This is a genomic window from Dellaglioa sp. CoH-56-MRSF-12, assembly GCF_056782075.1.
The window spans coordinates 226717-249976 of the sequence record NZ_JBXAYD010000002.1; the positions used below are offsets into that span (position 1 = coordinate 226717).

At 32.5% G+C, this 23260-nt stretch carries 30 protein-coding genes, 1 tRNA gene, 1 pseudogene and 1 other annotated feature; of the genes and pseudogenes, 8 read left to right on the forward strand and 24 right to left on the reverse strand.

Going from position 1 to position 23260, the window contains the following annotated elements; all coding sequences use genetic code 11:
* Positions 1–92: 92 nt before the first annotated feature.
* Together rpoZ and gmk are read right to left on the reverse strand one after the other, a co-directional pair.
* Complete coding sequence (rpoZ, locus tag AC1RPY_RS02880) at positions 93–308, reverse strand: DNA-directed RNA polymerase subunit omega (RefSeq protein WP_409022617.1); 216 nt, start codon at positions 306–308, stop codon at positions 93–95.
* The gene (gene gmk, locus AC1RPY_RS02885; RefSeq protein ID WP_481761253.1) at positions 305–925 is read right to left on the reverse strand and encodes a guanylate kinase; all 621 of its coding nucleotides are present in this window, start codon (positions 923–925) and stop codon (positions 305–307) included. Before gmk ends, rpoZ begins: the two co-directional genes overlap by 4 nt.
* A gap of 180 nt (positions 926–1105) precedes the next feature.
* On the opposite strand from gmk, the gene AC1RPY_RS02890 reads away from it, so the two are divergent.
* Complete coding sequence (locus AC1RPY_RS02890; RefSeq protein WP_409022619.1) at positions 1106–1438, forward strand: hypothetical protein; 333 nt, start codon at positions 1106–1108, stop codon at positions 1436–1438.
* 41 nt (positions 1439–1479) lie between these two features.
* On the opposite strand, the gene AC1RPY_RS02895 is transcribed toward AC1RPY_RS02890, so the two are convergent.
* The 19 genes from AC1RPY_RS02895 to AC1RPY_RS02985 all read right to left on the reverse strand — a co-directional run bounded on the left by AC1RPY_RS02895 (position 1480) and on the right by AC1RPY_RS02985 (position 15940).
* Positions 1480–2133: an ABC transporter permease gene (locus AC1RPY_RS02895; protein ID WP_481761252.1), complete on the reverse strand. Its 654-nt coding sequence runs from the start codon at positions 2131–2133 to the stop codon at positions 1480–1482.
* Between the two features lies 1 nt (position 2134).
* Positions 2135–3055 (reverse strand): osmoprotectant ABC transporter substrate-binding protein, encoded by a 921-nt coding sequence (locus AC1RPY_RS02900; protein WP_481761403.1) that lies wholly within the window; start codon positions 3053–3055, stop codon positions 2135–2137.
* A gap of 24 nt (positions 3056–3079) precedes the next feature.
* Complete coding sequence (locus tag AC1RPY_RS02905; protein WP_481761251.1) at positions 3080–3709, reverse strand: ABC transporter permease; 630 nt, start codon at positions 3707–3709, stop codon at positions 3080–3082.
* A gap of 2 nt (positions 3710–3711) precedes the next feature.
* Complete coding sequence (locus AC1RPY_RS02910) at positions 3712–4923, reverse strand: betaine/proline/choline family ABC transporter ATP-binding protein (protein ID WP_481761250.1); 1212 nt, start codon at positions 4921–4923, stop codon at positions 3712–3714.
* A 62-nt stretch (positions 4924–4985) separates the two neighbouring features.
* Entirely contained in the window at positions 4986–6662 is a 1677-nt protein-coding gene (gene recN, locus AC1RPY_RS02915) for a DNA repair protein RecN (RefSeq protein WP_481761249.1), read from the reverse strand.
* A 58-nt stretch (positions 6663–6720) separates the two neighbouring features.
* Positions 6721–7176 carry an arginine repressor gene (locus AC1RPY_RS02920; RefSeq protein WP_481761248.1) on the reverse strand — a complete coding sequence of 152 codons (456 nt, stop codon included), beginning with the start codon at positions 7174–7176 and terminating at the stop codon, positions 6721–6723.
* 89 nt (positions 7177–7265) lie between these two features.
* The gene (locus AC1RPY_RS02925) at positions 7266–8090 is read right to left on the reverse strand and encodes a TlyA family RNA methyltransferase (protein ID WP_481761247.1); all 825 of its coding nucleotides are present in this window, start codon (positions 8088–8090) and stop codon (positions 7266–7268) included.
* Positions 8091–8098: 8 nt separating this feature from the next.
* A complete protein-coding gene (locus tag AC1RPY_RS02930) occupies positions 8099–8986 on the reverse strand; it encodes a polyprenyl synthetase family protein (protein WP_481761246.1) in 888 nt (295 codons plus the stop codon).
* The gene (locus AC1RPY_RS02935; RefSeq protein WP_409022627.1) at positions 8979–9212 is read right to left on the reverse strand and encodes an exodeoxyribonuclease VII small subunit; all 234 of its coding nucleotides are present in this window, start codon (positions 9210–9212) and stop codon (positions 8979–8981) included. Before AC1RPY_RS02935 ends, AC1RPY_RS02930 begins: the two co-directional genes overlap by 8 nt.
* 3 nt (positions 9213–9215) lie before the next feature.
* Positions 9216–10556 (reverse strand): exodeoxyribonuclease VII large subunit, encoded by a 1341-nt coding sequence (gene xseA, locus AC1RPY_RS02940; protein WP_481761245.1) that lies wholly within the window; start codon positions 10554–10556, stop codon positions 9216–9218.
* Positions 10549–11400 carry a bifunctional methylenetetrahydrofolate dehydrogenase/methenyltetrahydrofolate cyclohydrolase FolD gene (gene folD, locus AC1RPY_RS02945; protein ID WP_481761244.1) on the reverse strand — a complete coding sequence of 284 codons (852 nt, stop codon included), beginning with the start codon at positions 11398–11400 and terminating at the stop codon, positions 10549–10551. The genes xseA and folD overlap by 8 nt, the downstream gene beginning before the upstream one ends.
* A gap of 106 nt (positions 11401–11506) precedes the next feature.
* Entirely contained in the window at positions 11507–11944 is a 438-nt protein-coding gene (gene nusB, locus AC1RPY_RS02950) for a transcription antitermination factor NusB (RefSeq protein ID WP_409022798.1), read from the reverse strand.
* Positions 11945–11952: 8 nt separating this feature from the next.
* Complete coding sequence (locus AC1RPY_RS02955; protein WP_409022630.1) at positions 11953–12384, reverse strand: Asp23/Gls24 family envelope stress response protein; 432 nt, start codon at positions 12382–12384, stop codon at positions 11953–11955.
* A 19-nt stretch (positions 12385–12403) separates the two neighbouring features.
* Positions 12404–12964, reverse strand: a complete 561-nt coding sequence (gene efp, locus AC1RPY_RS02960) for an elongation factor P (RefSeq protein ID WP_409022631.1) — start codon at positions 12962–12964, stop codon at positions 12404–12406.
* Between the two features lie 81 nt (positions 12965–13045).
* Positions 13046–14107: a M24 family metallopeptidase gene (locus AC1RPY_RS02965; RefSeq protein WP_481761243.1), complete on the reverse strand. Its 1062-nt coding sequence runs from the start codon at positions 14105–14107 to the stop codon at positions 13046–13048.
* Positions 14108–14179: 72 nt separating this feature from the next.
* A complete protein-coding gene (gene rpmA, locus AC1RPY_RS02970) occupies positions 14180–14467 on the reverse strand; it encodes a 50S ribosomal protein L27 (RefSeq protein WP_083478911.1) in 288 nt (95 codons plus the stop codon).
* A 23-nt stretch (positions 14468–14490) separates the two neighbouring features.
* Positions 14491–14820, reverse strand: coding sequence for a ribosomal-processing cysteine protease Prp (locus AC1RPY_RS02975; RefSeq protein ID WP_409022633.1), 330 nt, complete (start codon positions 14818–14820; stop codon positions 14491–14493).
* A 21-nt stretch (positions 14821–14841) separates the two neighbouring features.
* Positions 14842–15150 (reverse strand): 50S ribosomal protein L21, encoded by a 309-nt coding sequence (gene rplU, locus AC1RPY_RS02980; RefSeq protein WP_409022634.1) that lies wholly within the window; start codon positions 15148–15150, stop codon positions 14842–14844.
* Positions 15151–15168: 18 nt separating this feature from the next.
* Positions 15169–15254: a sequence feature (ribosomal protein L21 leader region), on the reverse strand.
* Positions 15255–15307: 53 nt separating this feature from the next.
* Positions 15308–15940: a TetR/AcrR family transcriptional regulator gene (locus tag AC1RPY_RS02985; protein ID WP_409022635.1), complete on the reverse strand. Its 633-nt coding sequence runs from the start codon at positions 15938–15940 to the stop codon at positions 15308–15310.
* 176 nt (positions 15941–16116) lie between these two features.
* Between AC1RPY_RS02985 and AC1RPY_RS02990 the strand changes: the two genes are divergently transcribed.
* From AC1RPY_RS02990 to AC1RPY_RS03005, 4 genes and pseudogenes are all read left to right on the forward strand, one after another.
* Positions 16117–16190: transfer RNA gene (locus tag AC1RPY_RS02990), tRNA-Arg, on the forward strand.
* Positions 16191–16597: 407 nt separating this feature from the next.
* On the forward strand, positions 16598–17302 hold the full coding sequence (locus tag AC1RPY_RS02995; RefSeq protein WP_481761242.1) for a DUF4352 domain-containing protein: 705 nt from the start codon (positions 16598–16600) through the stop codon (positions 17300–17302).
* A gap of 119 nt (positions 17303–17421) precedes the next feature.
* Positions 17422–17703 (forward strand): putative quinol monooxygenase, encoded by a 282-nt coding sequence (locus tag AC1RPY_RS03000; RefSeq protein WP_481761241.1) that lies wholly within the window; start codon positions 17422–17424, stop codon positions 17701–17703.
* A gap of 116 nt (positions 17704–17819) precedes the next feature.
* Positions 17820–18413: pseudogene (locus tag AC1RPY_RS03005) on the forward strand (IS3 family transposase); the annotation flags it as partial.
* A 22-nt stretch (positions 18414–18435) separates the two neighbouring features.
* Here AC1RPY_RS03005 and AC1RPY_RS03010 read toward each other — a convergent pair.
* Together AC1RPY_RS03010 and AC1RPY_RS03015 are read right to left on the reverse strand one after the other, a co-directional pair.
* A complete protein-coding gene (locus tag AC1RPY_RS03010) occupies positions 18436–18999 on the reverse strand; it encodes a hypothetical protein (protein ID WP_481761240.1) in 564 nt (187 codons plus the stop codon).
* Positions 19000–19007: 8 nt separating this feature from the next.
* Positions 19008–19982, reverse strand: a complete 975-nt coding sequence (locus tag AC1RPY_RS03015) for a hypothetical protein (RefSeq protein WP_481761239.1) — start codon at positions 19980–19982, stop codon at positions 19008–19010.
* 1280 nt (positions 19983–21262) lie between these two features.
* On the opposite strand from AC1RPY_RS03015, the gene AC1RPY_RS03020 reads away from it, so the two are divergent.
* The 3 genes from AC1RPY_RS03020 (at position 21263) to AC1RPY_RS03030 (ending at position 22392) form a co-directional block, all read left to right on the forward strand.
* Positions 21263–21529 (forward strand): SemiSWEET family transporter, encoded by a 267-nt coding sequence (locus AC1RPY_RS03020; RefSeq protein WP_481761237.1) that lies wholly within the window; start codon positions 21263–21265, stop codon positions 21527–21529.
* A 77-nt stretch (positions 21530–21606) separates the two neighbouring features.
* Positions 21607–21978 (forward strand): transporter, encoded by a 372-nt coding sequence (locus tag AC1RPY_RS03025; protein ID WP_409022645.1) that lies wholly within the window; start codon positions 21607–21609, stop codon positions 21976–21978.
* Between the two features lie 144 nt (positions 21979–22122).
* Positions 22123–22392, forward strand: coding sequence for a hypothetical protein (locus tag AC1RPY_RS03030; protein ID WP_481762174.1), 270 nt, complete (start codon positions 22123–22125; stop codon positions 22390–22392).
* A 278-nt stretch (positions 22393–22670) separates the two neighbouring features.
* Here the strand turns inward: AC1RPY_RS03030 and AC1RPY_RS03035 are convergent, their stop codons facing one another.
* Positions 22671–23213 carry a dUTP diphosphatase gene (locus AC1RPY_RS03035; RefSeq protein ID WP_481761235.1) on the reverse strand — a complete coding sequence of 181 codons (543 nt, stop codon included), beginning with the start codon at positions 23211–23213 and terminating at the stop codon, positions 22671–22673.
* Positions 23214–23260: the final 47 nt, after the last annotated feature.

A 23260-nucleotide genomic window follows, 5' to 3' on the forward strand; every position in this document is an offset into this window, starting at 1 on the left:
ATTTATTCTATTCTCTATTGTATCAATTTTCTAAGAAATAAAATAGGAGTTAGGACAATTAGCTTGTCTTAACTCCTTTTCATTTAATCAGATTAACGAATATCTTCTTTTTCAACTGGATCAATAATTAAATCACCAGTAACAACTTCTTCCAAAGCACGTCCAACATTCTTTTTTGATTTGTAATTAGAAAGCATTGGTAGAGCGCCAGCATCTAATTCATGGGCACGTTTACTTGCTAACATAATTAATGAGTATCTTGAATCTACTTGTTTCAATAAGTCATCTACTGAAGGATATAAAATCATTTAAATACATCTCCTAATTGTTTTCTATAGTCAGGTAAAAATCGTTTTACACGCCAACGTTCAGCTTTAATAATCGTTTGAATTTTTTCAACAGCATCATTTATTTCATCATTAACAACCGCGTAATCGTAATTCTGCATCATATCAATCTCACCAATGGCTTTTGTCATTCGTTTATCAATAGTTGCAGAATCATCCGTTCCACGTCCTGTAATTCTTTGTCTTAATTCCATCAAATCAGGTGGCGTTAAGAAAATAAATAAACCATCAGAAATTTTTTCTCGAACTTGCATAGCACCTTGTACTTCAATTTCAAGAAAGACATCTTGACCAGCGTCAAGCATCTTATTTACATATTTTAACGGTGTTCCATAGTAATTGTCAACATACTTGGCGTATTCTAACATACCGCCCGTTGAAATTTCATTCTCAAATTCTTCTTTTGATACAAAATGATAGTCAACACCATCAACTTCGCCTTCTCGCATTTTACGAGTGGTCATTGAAATTGAATAAAGAAACTTATTGTCAGCTTGGTCAAAAATTGCTTTTCTTACGGTTCCTTTACCGACCCCTGATGGACCAGATAGTACGATCAACATTCCACGATTAGCCATTAAATTTGTAAACTCCTCTAAGATAAGTATTAATAAATAGTATGCACTTTTTACGGCTATTATTCAAGCTTTTTATGCGCTGTTGTCATCTTTTAAATATATTATAAATTAACACTTGCTTTACCGAACGTTTGTTCGTATAATGAAAATACAAACAAACGTTCGGGGAGGAACTTTATTATGCAAAATAAACAACAAACAACAATTCAAACTATTGGCTCAACACTACAATATTCATATCATAAAATTTTTGATTTAGATGACTTTATTTTAAGACCACAAATGCCTCAATTTCAATTAGCACTCTTTACAGAAAAAGTTTTAAAAATGAAAAAAACAATTATTTTACAATTAAATCCAACTGGATTTCAAAAAGAATTCCAAGAACTTCGTGGTACCTTACACCGACGTTCTGGTTCTAATCAATTAATATTTAAAACGCAATATACGAATATCACTTACCTTCTTACTGATAATCAACTCCGTTATATCGCTTTAATCGATTCAATATAAAAATGGTCACTTTCTATAACAACTAGAAAATGACCATTTTTTTATTTACGTTTAATTGTTGTTGGATCAAATTTTCTTTGAATAAGTGCCAAAATTGCATCAGCAATAACGGCCATTAGAGCTGTTGGCAATGCACCAGCTAAAATAATAGCTGCTCCATCAGTTGCATTTGTTCCTCGGATAATAATATCTCCAAGTCCACCTGCACCAATAAATGAACCAATTGCTGTAATACCAATTGCAACAACTAATGCATTTCTAATTCCGGCCATGATAACTGATAATGATAACGGTAACTCAATCATATAAAGGATTTGAAGTCTCGTCATTCCCATCCCTTTACCAGAATCAAGAACGCCAGGATCAACATTAATCATCCCTGAATACGTATTTTTTAAAATAGGTAATAGTGAGTAAAGTGCAACAGTTACAATAACTGTATTAACACCTAAACCTAGTCCCAACATAATAATAGATAACATTGCTAATGATGGTACAGTTTGAATAACATTAGCAGCACCTATTGCTACATCGCTCAATCTATGATGTTTTGAGATAAAAATTCCGATTGGAATCCCAATAATTGCAGCAATTATCACACCATATATTGAAATTAAAAAATGTCTTGTAAATTCTTGTAAAACATATAACCCATTATTACTAAAATAAGACATCAATTGATCAAAAGTATTCATATTAATCACCCGCCTTTTCGAAGTAATGATGTTCTTCTAAGAATTGTTTTGCAACTACTGCTGGTTCGTAAAAATCATTATCAACTTTGTAATTTAATGATTGCATTGTTGATAAATTAATTTTGTTTTTAAGTCGATCAATAAGCGGTGTTAATTCAGGATGTTCCTTCAAGATAGAATCATTTGCAACAAGGCTTGCTGAATATGGTGGGAAGAAGTGACGATCATCCTTCAAAATTTTCAGATCATAACTCTTAATTCGGCCATCAGTTGAATATCCAAGAACAACATCCATTTTACCCTTTGCCAAAGCGCTATAGACTAATCCAATCTGCATAGGATAAATGTTACCAAATTTAATATTATATTCTTTTTGGAAACCATCGTAACCATCACCTACACGGCTAATCCAGTTGGCATCAACACCGACTGTTAATTTAGATTCAATTTTTCTTAAATCAGATACTGTGTTTAAATTGTACTTTTTAGCTGTCTCTTTTGTAACCATAAATGCATAAGTATCAGCAAAACCTAAACTATCAAACCATTTCATTTGGAATCTATTTTCGAATCCATCTTTAACTATTTTATTAGCTTTAACGGTATCTTTTTCTACTGGTTTATTTAATACCGCACTTAAGTCAGTTCCTGTATATCTAGCAGATGATATATCTGCATCACCGTTTTTGAGTGCATTAAAACTTAATGTACCAGAACCTAAATTATTTATCAGTTCTACTTGATTATCTGATTCATGTTCAATCAATTGTTGTAGCATTGATCCAATAATTTGAGATTCCGTCGTTGATTGTGCGACAATTTTAATTGTCGATTCAGAGCCACCTGTTAAACCAGGAAACCCACAACTTGATAGACTCACACCGGCAAACAGAAGGCTTAAGCTAACAAGTATTTTTTTCATCGTAATTTTCATGTTAAAGCCTCCTTAATTTCTTGTTGTTTTTGGTGCTACCTTTTTTTCAACCTGTCCAAGTATAAAATCAACTAGTAAGGCTAATAAGATAACTGGAATTGTACCGCCTAAAATTAATTTTGGTTGATACAAATTTAATCCATTAAAAATCATATCCCCTAAGCCACCAGCACCAATATATGAAGCTAATGTTGCCCAAGCAATTACATAAGTTGCAGCTAAACGAATTCCAGACATAATAACCTGAGATGCCATAACTAATTCAACTTGCAGAATCGACTGCAAATTAGTCATACCCATCCCTTTAGCAGCGTCTTTTAACACTGGATCCACTTCTTTAATACCAATATACGTATTTCTTAATATTGGTAACAACGAATAGATAAATAATGCTACAACAGCTGGTAACTTACCAATCCCAAATAAAGGAATCATCATGGCTAGTAAAGCTAAAGCAGGAATTGTTTGCAACATACTAGCAATTGCAATTACAATATTGGCTGTCTTAGGTAATCTTGTTAGTAAAATTCCTAAAGGAACAGCTATTGCTACTCCAAAAAATAATGCCATTCCTGAAATTTCAATATGTTCCCATAATTTTGAGACAATCATTGCCCCATATTCTTGTAAAAATGAAGTCATTATTAACCCTCCTTCGTTGAACTTGGGCTAGTTTCATCGGTATCTGTACCTGAGTCTGACGTCATTATTTTAGTTACTTCTTCATGAGAAGCACTATTTTCATCACCCCAAAGTGCATCATAAACAATATCAACTAGGGTAGCGCGGGTTACAATTCCGACTAATATACCATCTTTATTAATAACAGGTACATTTTTAAATCCACGTTTTAAAATACGTTCAACAGTATCACGAACTAATGAATCTTCTTTAACATAGAAAATATCTTTGTTCATAATATCGCTGACACTACTTGATGTATTGAAACTATAATCTAAGCTTTCAATATCAATATAACCCTTTAAAATACCAGCATCATCAGTAACTAACAACGTATCAACTCGACGATCATGCATTAAACGAATAGCTGTTACTAATGACTTACCTGGTGTAATTGAAACTGGGTTAGCTAACATAACTTGACCAACAGTTGTAATACTTGGACGAGCTTGGATAAGTCTATCTTGACCAATCAAGTTTTCAACAAATTTATTTGCTGGATTTTTCAAAATATTATCGGGTGTATCTGCTTGAACAATCTTTCCTTCAGACATAACAACAATTCGTGTTGCTAATTTTAAAGCTTCATCCATATCATGAGTAACAAAAACGAATGTCTTACCTAAACGTTCTTGTAAATCTTTAACTAAATCTTGTAAAGCTTCTCTAGTAATAGGATCAAGCGCACCAAAAGGTTCATCCATCAAGATAATATCTTGATCAGCAGCTAAAGCTCTGACAACTCCGATTCTTTGTTGTTGCCCACCAGAAAGTTCAGATGGGTAACGGTCTAAATATGATTCTGGTAGTTCAACTAATTTAATCATTTCTTTAGCGCGTTCATCTCTTTTTTCTTCAGGCCATTTTAATAATTTTGGTACTAATGTAATATTTTCACGAATAGTCATATGTGGCATTAAACCAATATTTTGAATAACATATCCGATTTTACGACGTAATTTAACGGGATCCATTTTGGCTATATCTTTACCATCAATAGTGATTGTACCTTCTGTTTGTGTCAACATACGGTTAATCATTCTCATAGTAGTTGTTTTACCTGAACCAGATGTTCCGATGAAACAAATGAATTCACCATCTTGAACTTCCAAATTAAAATTATCTACAGCTTTATTACCTTTATAAATTTTTGATATTTTATCAAACTTAAGCATATTAGTACTCTCCTTTTTTATAACTAACCAATCATCTATTCATAGTAGTACCTTGGTTTTAATTATTTTTTTTGTGCCGTATTTAGTAATTCTTCAGCATGTTTAACAGTTAAAGGTGTAATCTCAGAACCGGCAAGCATTCGAGCAATTTCTTGAATACGATCTTCCTTAGATAACAATTTAATAGATGTTTCTGTACGTTCACAAATCACTTCTTTAGCTATAAAGTAATGGTGCTCGCTAATTGCAGCAACCTGTGGCAAATGTGTGATACATAGAACTTGTGATTGTTGGGCAATTTGATTAATTTTTTCAGCAATTGCCTGGGCAACACGTCCACTAACTCCTGTATCAACTTCATCAAATATAATACTTGTGACACCTTGCGTCCTAGAAAAAATTGTCTTTAACGCTAACATCATTCGAGAAAGTTCACCACCAGAAGCAATCTTAGCTAATGGCCCCATTGTTTCCCCAACATTTGTTTGAATATAAAATTCAACTTTATCTTGTCCGGTACTATTTAACTGATTGAGTGAATCAAATTTAACTTCAAAAACGGCTTTGTCCATATACAACTCACTTAACTGTTTATGCACTTCTTTTTGTAGAATGATGGCTGCTTTTTTTCGAACATTAGTTAATTTATCAGCCAATTTATGGGCTTCTTTTCTAGCTAAATTAACTTGATTATCTAAATCATCTGCATTACCTTCAGTTGCTTCCATTTCAATTAATTCTTCAGATATAAGACTCAAATAAGCTAATATTTTTTCAACAGAATCACCATATTTGTGTTTTAATTGTACAATTAATTCAAGCCTATTTTCAATCTCATTTAATCGTTGCTCATCCCATTCCAGGGAGTCTAACTGACGCAATAGGTCACTAGATGCATCCTGCAGCATATAATAGGCTGACGACAACCGTTCTGCTAAGTCTTTATATTCACTATCTAAATTATCAATTTTTAGCATGTTAGACATTGCAACACCAACATGGTCAACTGTATTTTCATCATCACCCGATAACGCTTGGTAACTTGCATCCAGTGACTGATTAATAGTTTGAAAATTTTCTAGACGTTCTTTTTCAGCGCTTAATATGTCTTCTTCATTTTCAATTAAATCTGCACTTTCAATTTCATCTTTTTGAAAATGTAACATATCTAATCGTTGTGCCCATTCGTTTTGATTTGTTTGTCTTTTTATTTGTAACTTATTTAGGTTTTGATAGTATTCAAATGCTTCTTGATAACTATGCTTCAGTGTTTGAATATCATTTTTAATATATTCATCTAACATGCCCAAATGCTTATCCTGTTGCATTAATTCTTGATGTTCATTTTGGCCATGAATATCAACTAACGTTTCACCAATTGATTTTAGTGTACTCGTGTTAACCAACATACCGTTTATGCGACAAATATTTTTACCAGATCTATGTATTTCACGTTGTAAAATCACAGAGTTATCATCATGGCCAATACCTAATTGGTCCAACTTCGTTAACGTATTTGAGTTTTCAGTTGGCATAAAGAGTCCTTGTAGCACCATTTTTTTTGCATCTTTTCTAATAAATTCTTGGGACCCTCTACCACCTGATAAGAGGCCCAAAGCATCAATGATAATGGATTTACCCGCACCAGTTTCACCTGTTAAAACTGTCATATTAGCCATGAAATCGATATTCAAAGAATCAATAATGGCAAAATCTTTTATTGTCAATTCTTGTAACATTTTTTTCACCCCTTTAATAGAAAAAATCTGAAACAAATGTCACAGATTTTATTTCTATCTATTCAGTTACAATCTCATTTAAAATTTTACTTAACTTTAACGCATCTTTGTTCGAGTGACAGATAATTAGAGCTGATCCATCTCCGCCTAAAGTACCAAAAACAAATGAATAATTCATTTGTTCAATTAAAGATACGATTGCTGGACCACTTCCTGGCGTCACCTTAACGAGACACATTTCATTTTGAACATCAGTTGATATAAAAGCATCTTTTAACGTTTTAGTTAATTTTTTTTCTGTATTCAATTTTTTTTGAACAGGTAAATTATAACTGTAAGTTCCATCAGCAGATGGCACTTTAATTAATTGCATTTCTTTAATATCTCTAGAAATAGTTGCTTGTGTGACTGTAATCCCTTGTTTTTTAAGCAAACTCACAAAATCTTCCTGCTTATCAATATTATTGTTCTTCAATAATTCACGAACATAACGTTGCCGTTCTTGCTTTTTCATTAAAGTCCCCCTCACCCGATAACCTCTACCACCCATAGAGTTAGTATAACGTAATTTCAATTATTATTAAAGAACTTCACTTTAAATCCTTATTTAACGGCATTCAGGTTATCGTATGCAGCAGTTAATACGCCATCGATACTAACCTTATCCGAAATCTCGCCAATTTCATTTATCGCAGACTTTAAATGAATTAAAAATTCAATATTACCTTCGCCACCCTTAATTGGTGAGTAGCTTAAATCCGCAACATTAAATCCAGTGGAAATAGAAAATTGAACAATGTCTTCGAGCACTTGACGATGAATCTTTTCATCTCGTACAATACCATGTTTTCCAACATTTTCTTTTCCTGCTTCAAATTGGGGTTTTATTAATGCCACAACATCCCCATTTTCAGTAATAATTTTCTTTAATGCAGGTAAAATAAGATGTAATGAAATAAACGATACATCTATTGTTGCAAAATTGGGTTGTCCAAATTCAAAATCTTCTTTTTTACTATATCTGAAGTTAGTATTTTCCATCACAACAACTCTTGGATCTTGTCGTAATTTCCAAACTAATTGATTGGTACCAACATCTAACGCATAACTTAATTTTGCGCCATTTTGTAAAGCAACATCGGTAAAGCCACCGGTTGATGATCCAATGTCTAAGACCGTTTTATCCTGAACGGTTGCATCAAATACTTTAAGGGCTTTTTCTAATTTAAGTCCACCGCGGCTCACATAAGGTAATTTTTTACCTTTAAAATGAAGCACAGTTTCTTCAGAAATTTTAACACCTGGTTTATCCAATCGTTCTTCATTCTCACCCAGAATTTCACCAGCCATAACTGCACGTTTGGCCTGTTCACGAGTTTCAAATAACCCTTGTTTAACTAATAAAACATCAATGCGCTCTTTTTTCATAGTGACTCCTAATTTTTTAATTTAAAGTAATGTAACAATTCTTCCAAATACTCTGTCTCCAACCCTGTTTGCTTAAGCGTTTGAATAGCATCTTTAGCTTGATTGGTTACTTCTTCGAGCATCCTATAAGCTTGATCAATTCCCATTAGTCCAGGATACGTATTTTTATTTTCTTGATTGTCTTTATGAACAGCCTTGCCCATCTCTTCAGATGTCCCAACGACATCCATAATATCATCATAGATTTGAAAAGCTAACCCAAAATGACGTCCATATGCCATAAACGCTACGTGCTGTTGGTCAGTCGCTTTTCCAAGTATGCTACCTGCGTAAACTGAAAATTCAATTAAATCACCCGTTTTACGCTTATGCACCTGTTTCAACTGCGCTAATGATAACTCTTTTTGTTCACCTTCAATATCGGCAACTTGACCGCCAACCATTCCCTCTGGGCCAGCTAACCTAGCTAGTTGACCCATTAGTAATACCTTTTGTGAATCAGGCAACTCTGCGTTACTGATCCATTCAAAGGCTAATGTATTTAGTGCATCACCAGCTAAAATTGCCATGCTTTCACCAAAAATAATATGGTTTGTTGGTTTACCACGTCTTAAATTATCATCATCCATCGCAGGCAAATCATCATGAATTAATGAATAGGTATGAATTAATTCTAATGCACCAGCAATAGAATAAACTGACTTATCAAGTTTACGATTAAGCATTTGACAAATAACAAAAATGATTAGTGGTCTAATACGTTTACCACCCGCTTCAACTGAATAAGTCATCGATTCTTTTAACTTTTTTTCAGTGTCTAAAGCCTGTAATTGATTCAACATAATTTGATTAAATTCTGGTAATACGATATCAGAAAATTTAGTTAAGTTACTCATTTTCTAAGCCTTGTTCGAATGGCACTTCTTCACCAGAATCATTCATGACACTGGTTAATGTTTTTTCAGCATTTTCCAATGTTTTTTGCAATTTTGAGCTCAACTTAACACCGTTTTGAAATTGGGTTAATGCTTTTTCTAAAGGAACATCACCTTGTTCTAGTTCTGTTACAATTTTTTCAAGTTCTACTAAGTTATCTTCAAATGTCGCTTTTTTTTCAGCCATTTTTTATTCTCCTTTTTCAACTTTTTCAATTTTTGCATATGCTTTACCATCTGTAAGGTGTAACACGACGTTATCATCTATATTCACTGAATTAATACTTTTAATAATTTTATCTTCCATAGATACGTAACTGTATCCTCGTCCCATAATCTTCAATGGACTTAATAAATCAAGCGCATTTATTTTTTCGCCAACCTGTTGTTTCTTTGTTTCAAGTAAGTAGGTCATTAATTGATGTAACTGTTTGTTTTGTTGTTTTACTTGATCTTGCAGTTGACTAACCAATTGTTGCGGATTTTGATAGCGCAACTGACCATTAGCTTGTTCAAATTGTTGTTTCTTAATTGTGATAATTTGTTTTGTTACTTGCATTAAGCGTTGTGCTAAATTGTCTAAGTTTTGAAGGTAACCCTCATATAACCGATTAGGTTGTTGAAAAACATATGATTGTTGAATCTTATCTAATTGTTGTCTTCTTAAACTTAAAATATTTTGTGTTACTTGTAATAGTCTCAATTTTAATTGATTAATCTTAATTAATTCATCGGCGTAAACAGGGACAGCTAATTCTGCTGCTGCTGTTGGCGTTGCTGCCCGAACATCGGCCACTAAATCAGCAATGGTTGTGTCTGTCTCATGTCCAACTGAAGAAATAATTGGAATCTGGCTAGCAAATATTTCCCTTGCAACAGATTCTTCATTAAATGGCCATAAATCTTCAATTGAGCCACCGCCTCGACCAATAATAATCGTGTCAAAATGGCCTAATTCGTTAATTTGTTTTAACCGCTTAACTAAATCATTAGCTGCTTTGTCACCTTGTACAATCGCAGGAAATAAAACTAATTGAGCAATCGGGTAACGTCTTTTAACGGTTGTCATAATATCTTTAATGACAGCCCCTGAAGGACTTGTAATCACAGCAATTCGTTTAGGATATTTAACCAATGCCTGTTTTGGTGCTGAAAATAATCCTTCAGCTTGTAGCTTATTTTTTAACTGCTCATAGGCTTGATATAACGCACCAACACCATCAGGTTCCATTCGCTCAATATATATTTGATAGTTACCTGTCGCTTCATATAAAGATATACGGCCCATAACTAAAACTTTCATGCCATCTTCTGGTTTAAATTTTATTTTATCAAAAGCTGAACGGAACATAATTGCGCTAATTTTAGCATGATCATCTTTTAAACTAAAATATTGATGCGCATTAGGTCGAGGTCTTAAATTTGAAATTTCGCCAGTTAAATAAACGGTCCCAAGATAAGGATCAGCATCAAATTTTTTCTTCAAATATGTTGTTAATGATGTAACTGATAAATAATTATCTTTATTCAATGCCAACACTCCGTTTTGTTAATTCAATTGTTTGTTCCATCAACATTGCAATCGTCATAGGTCCAACCCCTTTTGGTACTGGTGTCAGATATCCTGCAACCTCTGCAACTTCCTTATCGACATCTCCCGCTAACTTACCACTATCTAAGCGGTTCATCCCGACATCGATGACTACAGCACCTTGTTTCACATCGGTTTTTTTAATAAAGTTTGCTTGACCAATTGCAACGACTAAAATATCAGCCTGTTTAGTTATCTCTGATAAATTTTCCGTATGACTATGCGTTATCGTTACTGTTGCATTAGCGTTTAAAAGTAACGCCGCCATTGGTTTACCCACAATATTACTGCGGCCAACAACAACTGCATTTTTACCGTCTAAATCAATATTGTATGCGTTAAACATTCTCATAATTCCCAGTGGTGTACATGGAATTGCTAGTGGATCATTCATGGCTAATCGTCCAATATTTATCGGATGAAATCCATCAACATCTTTTTCTGGTTTAATAGCTTCGGTTATCTTTTTTTCATCAATTTGGTTCGGTAAAGGTAACTGTACTAATATGCCATTAATATCTGAATTATCATTATAGTCATTAATGAGATTTAGCAACTCTTTTTCTGATATCGTATCAGGTAATCTTTTAACAATCGATTTTATCCCAATAGATTCAGCAATTCGATGCTTATTCTTAACATATATTTTACTTGCTGGATTTTCTCCAACTACAATAACAGCTAATGTAGGAAAGACATTCTTTTTCTTTAAAGCTTCTATCTCAGATTTTAAATTATCCGTCGTTATTTGTGCCAATTTTTTACCATCAATTAATTTAGCCATAATTTAGCACCTCTATTCCATTTTTACTTCTTACATTTTATCATATTTAAGGTATTCATTTCTAAAAAAAAAGTGTCGCAAAAAATGCAACACTTCTCAATCATTATTATTCATTTGTTTTTTCAATATCAACAGGCATTTTTTCAACAACTGGATCTAACACACCATTAACAAATTTTCTTGATTCATCATCACTAAATTCTTTAGCAATTTCTAAAGCTTCATTCAATGCTACCTTAGCAGGAACATCATCTACGTATTTCATTTCGTAAATAGCTAATCTCAAAATAATTAAATCCGTATTGTTTAAGCGTGATAGTTTCCAGCGTGATGTTAGATTTTCTTCAATAACAGAATCTATCTCAGCTTGTTTATCACTAACACCTGAAACTAATGCTTCTAAATAAGGTGGAATTACAGCCGACTCTTCATCAGGAACTTCTAACAATTCACGATAAATAGCCTCTCTATCACCATCTGGGTTAGAATTTAACGCAAATAATGCTTGAAATGCTTTTTCGCGAATCGTATGTCTAGTTACTATTACACTCACTAATTTTCACCATCTTTTTCTGAAAATAAATCGTCAGTATCTATCTTATCGGCTTCCTTTTCAGGAATAACCCCTTCAACATGAACATTTACTTCAATAATTTCTAAACCTGTCATAAATAGTAATTGTTGTTTAATCTTTTCTTGCATCACTAATGCAACCTTAGGAACAGATACACCGTAATCAAGGTAAACAAAAACATCAATATTCAACTGGTCATCTGTTAAATCAAGTTTAACACCCTTACCCAGTGACTTTTTACGGCCAAATAATTCAGTTAAATTTTTAGCAATTGTCCCACGCATTGAGTAAACACCATCAATTTGGTTAGCAGCAATTCCAACAATAATTTCAATAACTTCAGGTGCAATCTTAATGTCACCCAAAGAAGGTTCAGTACTTTTTAAAACAATATTTGTTTCTTCAGCCATAAGTTTAACCTCCGTCGATTTATTGTGCTCTGGAAATATATGTGCCATCTTGTGTATTAATAATTAACATTTCATCTTCATTAACGAAGAATGGCACTTGTACAACTAATCCTGTTTCAAGAACAGCAGGTTTAGTTCCACCAGATTGTGTATTACCTTTAATACCCGCTTCAGTTGATGCTACTTTTAATTCAACTGTATTAGGAACGTCAACACCAAGTGTTTCAGTGCCAAACATAATAACATTAACAATTAAGTTTTCTTTCAAATAATTTAATTGTTCATGCACGCGTTCTTCTGGTAATTCTAATTGTTCATATGTATCCATATCCATAAATACATAGTTGTTACCATCAGCATAAAGATATTGCATTTTTTTATTATCAATTTGTGCTTTTTGAACTTTTTCACCAGCACGGAATGTTTTTTCTTGAGCAGCACCTGTACGGAGATTCTTTAGTTTTGATCGAACAAAAGCAGAACCTTTACCCGGTTTAACATGTTGAAATTCAACAACACGCCATAAATCACCATCAACTTCGATTGTAACACCATTTTTAAATTCATTAACGGACATCATAATATAATATTCCTCCTACTATCTCGTGTATCTCATAGTTCTAATAATAGCAATAATGGACATATAAAAGCAAGTTAAAGTCTATATTATCATTAATTTTTTAGAAGAATTCGTTAACATTTGATAGCCATTCTCAGTCACTAAAATATCATCCTCAATTCGAACCCCACTAAGGTTTGGTACATAAATCCCTGGTTCAATTGTAATGACGTCGCCTGCTTGCAAAACACTGTTTGAATCATCCAATTTAATATTAGGTAATTCATGAATTGATAGGCCAATTCCATGCCCAATCCCATGATTAAAATATTTACCATATCCTGCATCGGCGATTGTTTCATTAGCAACTCTAGCTAATTCACTTAATTTTATTCCCGGTTTAATTAATGAAATCACTCGTTCTTGTGTCGTTAAAACAGACTCGTAGATATGTTTTAATTCATCAGATATCGATCCCACGGCGATGGTCCTTGTGACATCAAATGTATAGTTCTCGTAATAATAGCCAAAATCTATCGTAATCAGATCCTGGTCTTGAATCTTTCGTTTTGAAACCGTTGCATGTGGCCATGTTGAATGAATACCGCTTGCTACAATTGTTTCAAAAGATTCACTCATAGTACCTAAATTTTTGATATAACTATCTAGCCGATTAGCAATTTCAATTTCTGTTTGACCAACTTCAATCGTCGACACAATATAATTGAAAGCTTCATCAGCTAATTTTCCTGCTTTTATTAATTTTATCTGCTCATCCTTATCTTTAACACGTCGTAATTCGTCAACAATATTAGTAAATGGCACCAAATCACTAACAAGGATTTCATCTAATTGATCATACTCTAAAAATGATATTGATGATTCAAATCCCATAACTGTTAATCCTTTTTCACTAATTATGTCAGATACAGCACCCAGATAATCACGCGTAAATTTTATTTCTAATTTTTTATCATGATTTTCTAGTGCCAATTCAAATCTTAGGTCAGTGATTAAAAATTGTTGTGTATCAGTAATTAACAATACACCATCACCTTCAAAACCACTTAAATAAAATATGTTTGTCGTATCCGTCACTAGAAATGCATCAATCGAGAGTTTCTCAAAAGTTGATTGTAATTGTTTAATTCTATCAAAATTCATTTAAACACTCCTTTTATGTACAAAAAAAGGAAATCTCTATCATAAAATGAAGAGGTTTCCTTTGAGTTATTATTATTCAGCTACAGGGTATACAGAGACTTGTTTCTTATCGCGGCCTTTACGTTCGAAGCGAACGATACCATCGACTTTAGCAAACAAAGTATCATCTCCACCTTTACCAACGTTAACACCAGGATAAATACGTGTTCCACGTTGACGATAAAGAATTGAACCACCTGTTACTTCTTGTCCGTCAGCTCTTTTTGAGCCTAAACGTCTACCGACAGAATCACGGCCATTAGAAGTAGAACCCCCACCTTTTTTATGTGAGAAAAATTGTAAATTCATTAACATAATCAATGCACCTCCTTGTTATAGTCTTATTATTTAAGTGTTAATTTAATGTAATCTTGATAGTTTTGCTCAATTGACTGTAGTCCTAAAACTAAACTTTCTAAAAATAACTGTCCTGTAGCATCGTTTAACTCAGATTCTGATAGTTTAACTTTCATTAATCCACCATTATCTTCATCCATCTCAACATCAGGATTAAGTTTAGCAAGTTCGGTCAAACTATTAACTGTATTGATAGTCAATACCGAAACCGCAGCACACACAATATCTTGACCATATTCACCAGAATCAGCATGCCCTGTTATTTCAAACGCATCGATGATTTTGGCATCTCTCCGAGAAATAACTGCACGTATCATACTAGTAGCCTACTTTCAAAATTATGCGTTAATAGCATCGATAACAACCTTAGTATATGGTTGACGATGACCTTGTTTTGTATGAGAATGTTTCTTAGGTTTGTATTTGAAAGTAACAACTTTCTTTTCACGGCCTTGTTTTTCAACAGTACCAGTTACTGTAGCACCTTTAACAAAAGGAGCACCAATAACGGTTTTTTCGCCACCAACTAAAACAATTTCATCAAATGTAACTTTTTCACCAGCTTCTGCTGATAATTTTTCAATGTAAATAGCTTCTCCGGCTTCAACTTTAAGTTGTTTGCCACCTGTTTTAATAATTGCGTACATGTGTATTACACCTCCTTATAGATTACTTAGACTCGCCGTAATTTAGTGATCAGATTTAGACAACCTGACGCTTAAAAACTTAAAACGTGCGGTTGCAGTTGTGGTGTTCACAAATACAACGTTATTATAATATCAAATGTAACTTCTTAAGTCAACGTTATCCATCATTTTCAACAAAAAAGTTTGTTAAATTGACTCCGTTACTTGTATCAACGCCAGTAATTTCTTTTAAAACCTTAGCAACGTAGTGCGGTGTGTAGATCATATCGTCTCGTAACCAACGTTTAATGAAGCCTAGGTGCGCTGATGCAACATAGGATACTTGTAACTCGTTTGGTATCTTAGATACTTCAAAATCGCCTGCTAACTGTTCTCTAAAGTTATTTAAGTAGATAACTAGTCTATCATATACTTTATCAGAAAAAGCGACATCTTCTTGACTATTTAAAAGTACGCCAAACATCATTGATTCATCTTGTAAGTAGTTAAACACCCGATTTAAACAACAAACTTCAACTGGTTTCGAATAAACGTACGCTTTATCTGGTGATTGTTTTGACATAATCATAATGTAATCAAAAAAGTCATCTAAAATTTCATCCATTGCCCGATTAATAAAATCTTGTTTGTCATGATAATGCAGATAGAATGTTCCTCGAGTGACATTTGCTTCCTGAGTAATCTTTTGAACGCTAATATTTTCAACTTTGTAATGTTTCATGAGTACAACTAATGATTTTTTTAAATTTTGTCTTGTTCTCTTTACCCGTGGATCATTAGAATCAACCATTTTTCAACCTCTTTATTCATAATTAAATAGTCTTTATCTCCATTTATGTCTATTACTTTCTTATTATAGAACATTTCATCAAAACTTTCATTCATGTTTTTGATAATTTATAAGAGTTCTACCAATTTCCATTGACAAGTACCAGTATTTTATCATATACTATTAAATGTTGTTATGACTCGGTAGCTCAGCTGGATAGAGCATCCGCCTTCTAAGCGGACGGTCGTGAGTTCGAATCTCACCCGAGTCATAGATATCCATTCTAGACCGATTTATAAAAATAGGAATGCCTTTAAACGGGCGTTCCTATTTTTTTATTTAGGTGAAAACAGACTATAAAGGATAGAATGCTCAAAACATTTGTTGCATATTTGTTGCATGGATATTTTTATCAATAAATCTACTAAAGTATTAAAATATCAGGCGATAAGAAAGCATTTTCTGTCGGTAAGGCTGTTGGCAACGCTTTATATTGTATTACTGGAAAACACGTTAAAAATATCAAGCAATTACTTAAGCTTTAGTAAATTGTTTGAAATAAAACTATTAAAAAATCCCCTAACCTGTTGGTAGCAAGTTAGAGGGTATAAATATATTAACAAATAATTTTATCATATTTCTAGGAGTAGAGATATAGATTTCGGAGGAAATATATTCATGAGTACTACATTTACAATTATTTTTCTTATTGGTTTAGTTGTTTTTTTTACAGGTGTAACTTGGTTTATTGTAGCTTGGGGTAATAAAGCTTCTAATTTAATACCACTAATTTTATTGATTGCCGGTTTAGGCATATCAATTATTTCTTTTAGCGTGATGTCGGTAACATCTGATAAAGATTCGTCAGCGCGTTCATCGTCTAATTTTAGATCGTCAAGTGCTAGTGACTCGTCAGAATCAGATGATGATTCTAGTTATGATGACGATGATGATTCATATGTTGACGATGAATCTGAATCTGATTCAGAATCTGACGATGAGTCATACACTGATGATGAATCCGATTCAGAATCTACTTCATCTTTTGGCGATTCTGTAGATTTAACTGACGACTCAAAGATAACCGTTGACTCTGCTGAAAAAGAAACGTCAGTTCCTTTAAATGATGTTAAATCCGGTGATACACAAGTTGCTGTTAAAGTAACCGTTCAAAATAATGGTACAGGTCCACTAGATTTCAATGGTCAAAAGTTTGACGTCTATGATAGTGATGATACTATTGGGGAATTTAATTCAGAGACTTACTCTGGTAATATTCCAAATTCAATAGCTGCCGGAAAAAAAGCTGTAATGACATTATACTTTACAACTTCTAATGCTGGTCCGTTCTCTGTCACTTACGGGGACTCAACTTGGGAATAAATATTTAACTAATTTTAACGAGTGTATAGATACTTCAAGCAGGTGCAACTCCTGCTGCTCGTTTTTGTTTATCTACGTGCATAGGAATCACGTTAAAAGCTAAAAAGGAGAATATTATCATGAAAGTTTTTAATGTTAGTTTAGTTGTTAATGAAAATTGTATTACAGAATATGAACATTTTATTGATCCTCTAGTGACGCAATCAAAAAAAGAATCTGGTAATATTTCATACAATCATTTTAAACAATTAGGTGCCAACAATCGTTATGCAATAATTGAGCATTGGCAAGACCAAGACGCAGTTAACTTCCACAATGAAACAACTTATTTTAAAGAATTTTTAGCAGGCATCAATCAATTTGTAACTGAAGAATTACAAGTTATTGTAATGGACGCCTAACTACCCTTTCGACCACCAGTTAAGCTGGCTATGAGTGCAAGGCTCATTGGTCGTATTGCTACAAAATTTTAAAAATTTAAGGAGATTTAATTTATGGGAGCTACTTCAATTTCAGCCAGACACGCAAATACAACTCGTATAAAGGAAAAGTTGGTACCGTTTCTAAAAACCTGATTAATCGCCGTTTCTTTTCGGACCGACCTTATCAAAAACTAGCAACAGATGTTACAGAAGTCCGTTGGGGTGACGAAACAATCGATGAACGGGCCCATTTCACCTGTATTTATGATCTGTTTTCAGGCAAAATTCTAAGTCATCAGATTAGTAAACATCCAACAGTTAAATTTACAACAAAGGTTTTGAAACAAGCAATTGCAAAAATCCCAAAAGATTTAAATTATCGAACGACGATTCATTCTGACCAAGGATTCCAATATCAACACAAAAATTGGGTTACTATTCTCAAAAAATATCGTATTTTTCAGAGTATGTCACGTAAAGCAACATGTTTAGATAACGCTGCCATGGAAAGCTTTTTCCATATTATGAAAGCTGAAGCTTTCTATCAAAAAGAAACCGATACATATGAAACACTAGTTTCACAAGTACCGGTTTGGATAAATGACTATAATTTTTCACGAATTAAAATAAAATTGGGTTGTAAAAGCCCGGTTGAACACCGAATTTTTATAACCCAGAATGCTGCATAAAGCTTCGTCCAATATTTAGGGTTCACTTCATTTTATTATTTTTTATTATTGACTCAGCTTCTTCTTCTCCAGCCTCTATAGCCTTTTTTTGAGTATCTCGGATGATGTCTAAAATAAGCCCAAAAATATTCAAAGACGCCGTAAATACTAAAATTAAAACTATTCCTTTCAAATACAAAATTACTTCAAAATCAATAAAGGTTTCAAATGATATTAACATAGTACTAATTGATATTCCAACTATGGTTAGCCATAAAAATGAAGTCCACATAAATGGTGTGAATATTTCAACAAATACGTTTTTTAATTGAGTATCTGTTTTAGAAACTAAATATATGTGTCCTAAATTATCTATATCAAAGATACTTTTAACCGCAACAAATAATGCGAATGTAAAAGATAATCCGGTAACAGAAATACCCAATAAGCTTGAAACTTCATAATTAACATTAATAATATCCGGAAAAAATAAATATATTATTGTAAATATTACATTTATCGAAATTCCAATTTTAGAGTATATATTGCATATAGTTGCTCGTTTTGAAGTCCATAATGCTCTCATCAATGATTTATTATCTACCATACTATCACCTATTTATGAAAATTTTTATTAACTATTACAGGTACAATTTTCATTATACTCATTGCCCTATGTTTTATCGATTTAAGGTATCCTCGCTTAGCATCTTCACCCAATTGTTTACTTAACTCTACTGTATTTACTTTTTCTCCTCTAGGGGCACTATATATTTTTTTCACATCTTCAGCATTTATACGTTTTCGACTAGCAAGGTCCCTATCTTCAACTTGCTGGGCACCATTAGGATAGACAAGATGTACTGTTACTCTTGCATAATCTTGCTTAATGCTAACGCTATCTTGAACTGCATTAACTGATACAGCACCCATATTGGTATTTTCTGCTGTATTTATAAATGATTCTATTCTTTCAGACATACTAATAGCTTCTTTCAAACTTTTGTCATTAGTAGAAATTAAAATTTTTTCAGTTTCCAATTCATAAAAAAAATTCACTCCAGCATTTATATATTCTTTATCCTGAATATACCGTATTATTTTTCTAGCCTCTAGCATCATTTTACGACCATGTCCGTAACGTCCGTACCCTTTTAAGTTGCCTATTATATCATCTTCTAAAACATCATCTAATGATTCTTTTAAAAATGGATATTTTTTAAGTAATTTGTCCATTTTTGTTCTCATTTCAACTTTTGTAACGCCCAAAAATTCTTTTGTCCATAAAATGCCCGAATTTTTTTCATAGTTTTCTATAACAGCAAAATATTCCTCTTCTATTTTTTTAGATTGAGCAACAAATTCTGTATATTCTATAGATTTGGATAATTCTTCTTTAACATCAGTATCCTTAAAAATAAAATTTAAATATGTTCCCCTTTCAAATCCATTAGGTATTCCAAAACTATTAGTTAGATCATCCTTTATTACATTATGTTTAAGCTGTTTCCAACCTTCTGATTTTCTTTCAACGTAAGTTCTAATTATATTTGGTGCTAAATTTAATTTAAATACATAATAATTGTCCAAATAGTTACTCCTCCAAATAATTTATACTCGCTCTATTATTAAACAATAAAAAAGACAGGTAAACAATACCTTTCTCATGTGTGTATAAATATTTGGATTAGAGATTAATAACTGATATCAAAATATCATATTACTAATATAACAGATTAATCACTTCAATTTGTTCACTAAATGTTCACTTTTTGAAATCATGTAAGTCTTCAATTAAGAATGAATCAGCAAACTGTAAGCATGCTCGATTCTTGTAAAAACTGTATCTCGTCTTTTCATATCCTAAATCATCCATTTCAATATCATTTTATTTATTATCTTCTGCAATATAGACATCTATTAATATTTTTCTACTAATAGTGTCACAACTCTTTAAAGCTACTAGAACATTATTAATAACTTGCTCAGCATAGATACGTTTAGTTATGGTCTCTTCGTGTTGATTGTTCCCTGAGGTACTTTTTAGGCATATCCATGATAATTGGCGACTTAATTCCGCTAATATCCTTCTGACTATATCTCTGCATTTTTGGTAACCATACTTTAAAAAAACGTTTAACCTTATTAATTGTAGATTTTTCATTGACTTGTGGGAATAGTTCGTTAAATGAAGATATAGCATTTCCCCCTTTACGTTTGTTATAATCATTGCCAGTCAGAGTAATAGTTGTATGTATAAGTCACCTTACTAAGTGGGTTTTATGTTATCTAAATCATTAATGAAACTCAAGTAGTGTAATTTCTCTGATTACTTCATTCTTCTCCTAAATGGTCAACTCATGAATAGTATCAATAACTGCGCTACCTTTATAAGAAAAATTATTGTTAAATTTGATAATCATCTGAGGAACGTCATTCTGATTAGAGCAACGCATTAACTCATCCCTGTAAATTTTTTTGATACGTAGTCATCTGTTAACAGAAACTATTAGTCCTATAGTTTCTACTGAATGTACCACTATTTAAATATCATTTATTCAACATTCTATAGCTTTGCTATTCAGATCCAGCAATTTCATAAATAGTCAGTATTAGTTAAAAACAAAATACTGAGTTTACAATAACAGTTCTGAATTAGTAAGATATTAACCTAAACAAATACCTAGCCTTCATTTAAATAATTAATTTATCACCCAAGAAAATTTTGATGCATTTTAATAATAAAAATCATCCACAAGTTTATTTTCACCAACACCAAACATTTTTACCTACTCCCAGTTGTTATAATTTGTAGAATAACTGATAATTAGTTATTATAGAGAGGCATAAAAAAGTTTGGAGGAATTAGAATGAAATTATTAAATGATAGCACTCTAGAAAAAATCGGGAAGTTTGCAAGTATTTTATCTATCTTAATGTATGTCTCATACATCCCACAAATCATTTCCAACCTTAATGGTAGCCAGGGTAATCCTGTTCAGCCCTTGGTTGCCTGTATTAATTGCATATTTTGGACTGTCTATGGCGTATGTGGTAAAAATAAAGACTGGCCTATATTCTTTGCAAACGTACCGGGTATCTTTCTAGGCGCCATCGCTTTCTTCACTGCCTTATAAAATATCATATACATAAAATAGAATACTTACGTGCAGATAGGGAATCACGTTAAAAGCTCCATACGGGGGAATTCTTCATGAAACTAAAAATTAACACTGCAGCAGGTACTTTCGATATCATAAATACTATATTAGTAGCCTTTTCTTGGCTTATCGTTATTTTAACTGGTATCAATAAATCTACTGTAACATCACACGCTGTCTCTGGAACATCAACCTTAACTAGCGGTACAGCTATTTTCTTTTATATTATGCTAGGAATTGGCCTTATTCTTCACATTGTTGCACTTGTTCAATCAAGAAAAGCTGATATCTCTATTACTGGCCATGTTCTTGGTATTATTGGTTGCGGTTTATTTCTTTTATCAATGGTTTTTGCCCTTCCTACATTTATTTTATTAATCATTGCAGCAGTTTTCACACTCAAACAAGCTCCTGCTAAGCACTAATAAACAAAATTTAACATAAATTTCTAACGAGCGTATAGATACTTTTAGTAGGTGCGATTCCTACTGCTCGCTTTGCACCATAAAAATATTGGGGGATTTAAAATGAAAAAATTTATTAGCTTACTAGGGGTTCTAAGCGTATCAATGCTACTATTGTCTGCTTGCGAATATAGTTATAATTCTGATTCCAGTTCTAACAAAAATAGCTCTTCTTCTCAACAGTCGTCTGCATCATCCAACACAAAGGCCTCATCTTCTAAGGCCAAAGATTCTTCTAAAGAATCTTCATCATCTACTAAGAAGACATCTTCTTCTGAGAGCTTTGATATTAATGATAGTACTTCGTCTGCTAAAGACGTTCATATTCATGAATCTGAAGATGGTGCTGATTTTAATTTTGATACTGGTTCTTGATTTTTTACTTAAGTTAATTTTAAAAGAGATTAGTCTCATTCAAATAAAAACTGTTATTCAGTTATTAACACAAAAAAGCCTTCAATATTGGACAAAAATCCAATGTCGAAGGCTTTTCTTTATTAAAATTTAAAATACGAATTATTAATGATTCCTTATTTACGACGCTCAGTTGTAAATTAATTACTAATAATACGATACCAAGCTCTTAAAATTCAGTAACCTGCTTAAATTTTTGTCCAATATTATTGGTTAGCTCCAATTTAAGACTGTTTTAATTAATAATTATTTTCTTGTCTTTCAATATTTTCCATATTTTTTTTAACAAATTCATTTTCAATATCATTCCAAGACAATTTTAAATCAACTAACCCGAATTTAATAAAAAGATGCCAAGCATGTTTAAAATCTTCTAATTTATGACTAAATAAACTTTTAGAAATCATTAATTTTAACGATAAAAAGACTTTATTCAATGACATTGTCATAGGCTTTTTTGCAAAATCATCCATCTCTTCGTCACTAATTAATAATAAATAGGTCCATTTATTTTGATTGGCAATATTAAAAAAGAAACTCATTGCATCAACATATTCTGAGAGTACTGTCTCTTCATGCGTTTTGCCTTTTTCCATTTTTTGTCCACGATTTTCTTTCCAGACTTTAAACCATTCAACCGTGTTGGCTAATTCTGATAGTTCAACATCCAAGCTCACATAGGCGTTAAACAATCTCTCTTCAGGACTCCATCTAATTTTTTTATCTTGAATAACATCCCGATCAAAGCTTCGTTCCATTTGGATCATATCTGTTAAGTTCACTAAATTTTCCTCCAAAAAAATCTGCCCACTAGTAACTAACGGACAGA

Bases quoted from the DNA above. Each gene is read 5' to 3' on its own strand.
- AC1RPY_RS02910 (WP_481761250.1), bottom strand. From the start codon at position 4,923: ATGCTTAAGTTTGATAAAATATCAAAAATTTATAAAGGTAATAAAGCT.
- AC1RPY_RS02955 (WP_409022630.1), bottom strand. From the start codon at position 12,384: ATGGCTGAAGAAACAAATATTGTTTTAAAAAGTACTGAACCTTCTTTG.
- efp (WP_409022631.1), bottom strand. From the start codon at position 12,964: ATGATGTCCGTTAATGAATTTAAAAATGGTGTTACAATCGAAGTTGAT.
- rplU (WP_409022634.1), bottom strand. From the start codon at position 15,150: ATGTACGCAATTATTAAAACAGGTGGCAAACAACTTAAAGTTGAAGCC.
- AC1RPY_RS03010 (WP_481761240.1), bottom strand. From the start codon at position 18,999: ATGGTAGATAATAAATCATTGATGAGAGCATTATGGACTTCAAAACGA.
- AC1RPY_RS03025 (WP_409022645.1), top strand. From the start codon at position 21,607: ATGAAACTAAAAATTAACACTGCAGCAGGTACTTTCGATATCATAAAT.
- AC1RPY_RS02925 (WP_481761247.1), bottom strand. From the start codon at position 8,090: ATGAAAAAAGAGCGCATTGATGTTTTATTAGTTAAACAAGGGTTATTT.
- rpoZ (WP_409022617.1), bottom strand. From the start codon at position 308: ATGATTTTATATCCTTCAGTAGATGACTTATTGAAACAAGTAGATTCA.
- AC1RPY_RS02905 (WP_481761251.1), bottom strand. From the start codon at position 3,709: ATGACTTCATTTTTACAAGAATATGGGGCAATGATTGTCTCAAAATTA.
- AC1RPY_RS02920 (WP_481761248.1), bottom strand. From the start codon at position 7,176: ATGAAAAAGCAAGAACGGCAACGTTATGTTCGTGAATTATTGAAGAAC.
- AC1RPY_RS02930 (WP_481761246.1), bottom strand. From the start codon at position 8,986: ATGAGTAACTTAACTAAATTTTCTGATATCGTATTACCAGAATTTAAT.
- folD (WP_481761244.1), bottom strand. From the start codon at position 11,400: ATGGCTAAATTAATTGATGGTAAAAAATTGGCACAAATAACGACGGAT.
- AC1RPY_RS02935 (WP_409022627.1), bottom strand. From the start codon at position 9,212: ATGGCTGAAAAAAAAGCGACATTTGAAGATAACTTAGTAGAACTTGAA.
- recN (WP_481761249.1), bottom strand. From the start codon at position 6,662: ATGTTACAAGAATTGACAATAAAAGATTTTGCCATTATTGATTCTTTG.
- AC1RPY_RS02965 (WP_481761243.1), bottom strand. From the start codon at position 14,107: ATGAATTTTGATAGAATTAAACAATTACAATCAACTTTTGAGAAACTC.
- AC1RPY_RS02975 (WP_409022633.1), bottom strand. From the start codon at position 14,820: ATGATACGTGCAGTTATTTCTCGGAGAGATGCCAAAATCATCGATGCG.
- AC1RPY_RS02985 (WP_409022635.1), bottom strand. From the start codon at position 15,940: ATGGTTGATTCTAATGATCCACGGGTAAAGAGAACAAGACAAAATTTA.
- AC1RPY_RS02890 (WP_409022619.1), top strand. From the start codon at position 1,106: ATGCAAAATAAACAACAAACAACAATTCAAACTATTGGCTCAACACTA.
- gmk (WP_481761253.1), bottom strand. From the start codon at position 925: ATGGCTAATCGTGGAATGTTGATCGTACTATCTGGTCCATCAGGGGTC.
- AC1RPY_RS03000 (WP_481761241.1), top strand. From the start codon at position 17,422: ATGAAAGTTTTTAATGTTAGTTTAGTTGTTAATGAAAATTGTATTACA.
- AC1RPY_RS03030 (WP_481762174.1), top strand. From the start codon at position 22,123: ATGCTACTATTGTCTGCTTGCGAATATAGTTATAATTCTGATTCCAGT.
- AC1RPY_RS03020 (WP_481761237.1), top strand. From the start codon at position 21,263: ATGAAATTATTAAATGATAGCACTCTAGAAAAAATCGGGAAGTTTGCA.
- AC1RPY_RS02895 (WP_481761252.1), bottom strand. From the start codon at position 2,133: ATGAATACTTTTGATCAATTGATGTCTTATTTTAGTAATAATGGGTTA.
- AC1RPY_RS02995 (WP_481761242.1), top strand. From the start codon at position 16,598: ATGAGTACTACATTTACAATTATTTTTCTTATTGGTTTAGTTGTTTTT.
- AC1RPY_RS02900 (WP_481761403.1), bottom strand. From the start codon at position 3,055: ATGAAAAAAATACTTGTTAGCTTAAGCCTTCTGTTTGCCGGTGTGAGT.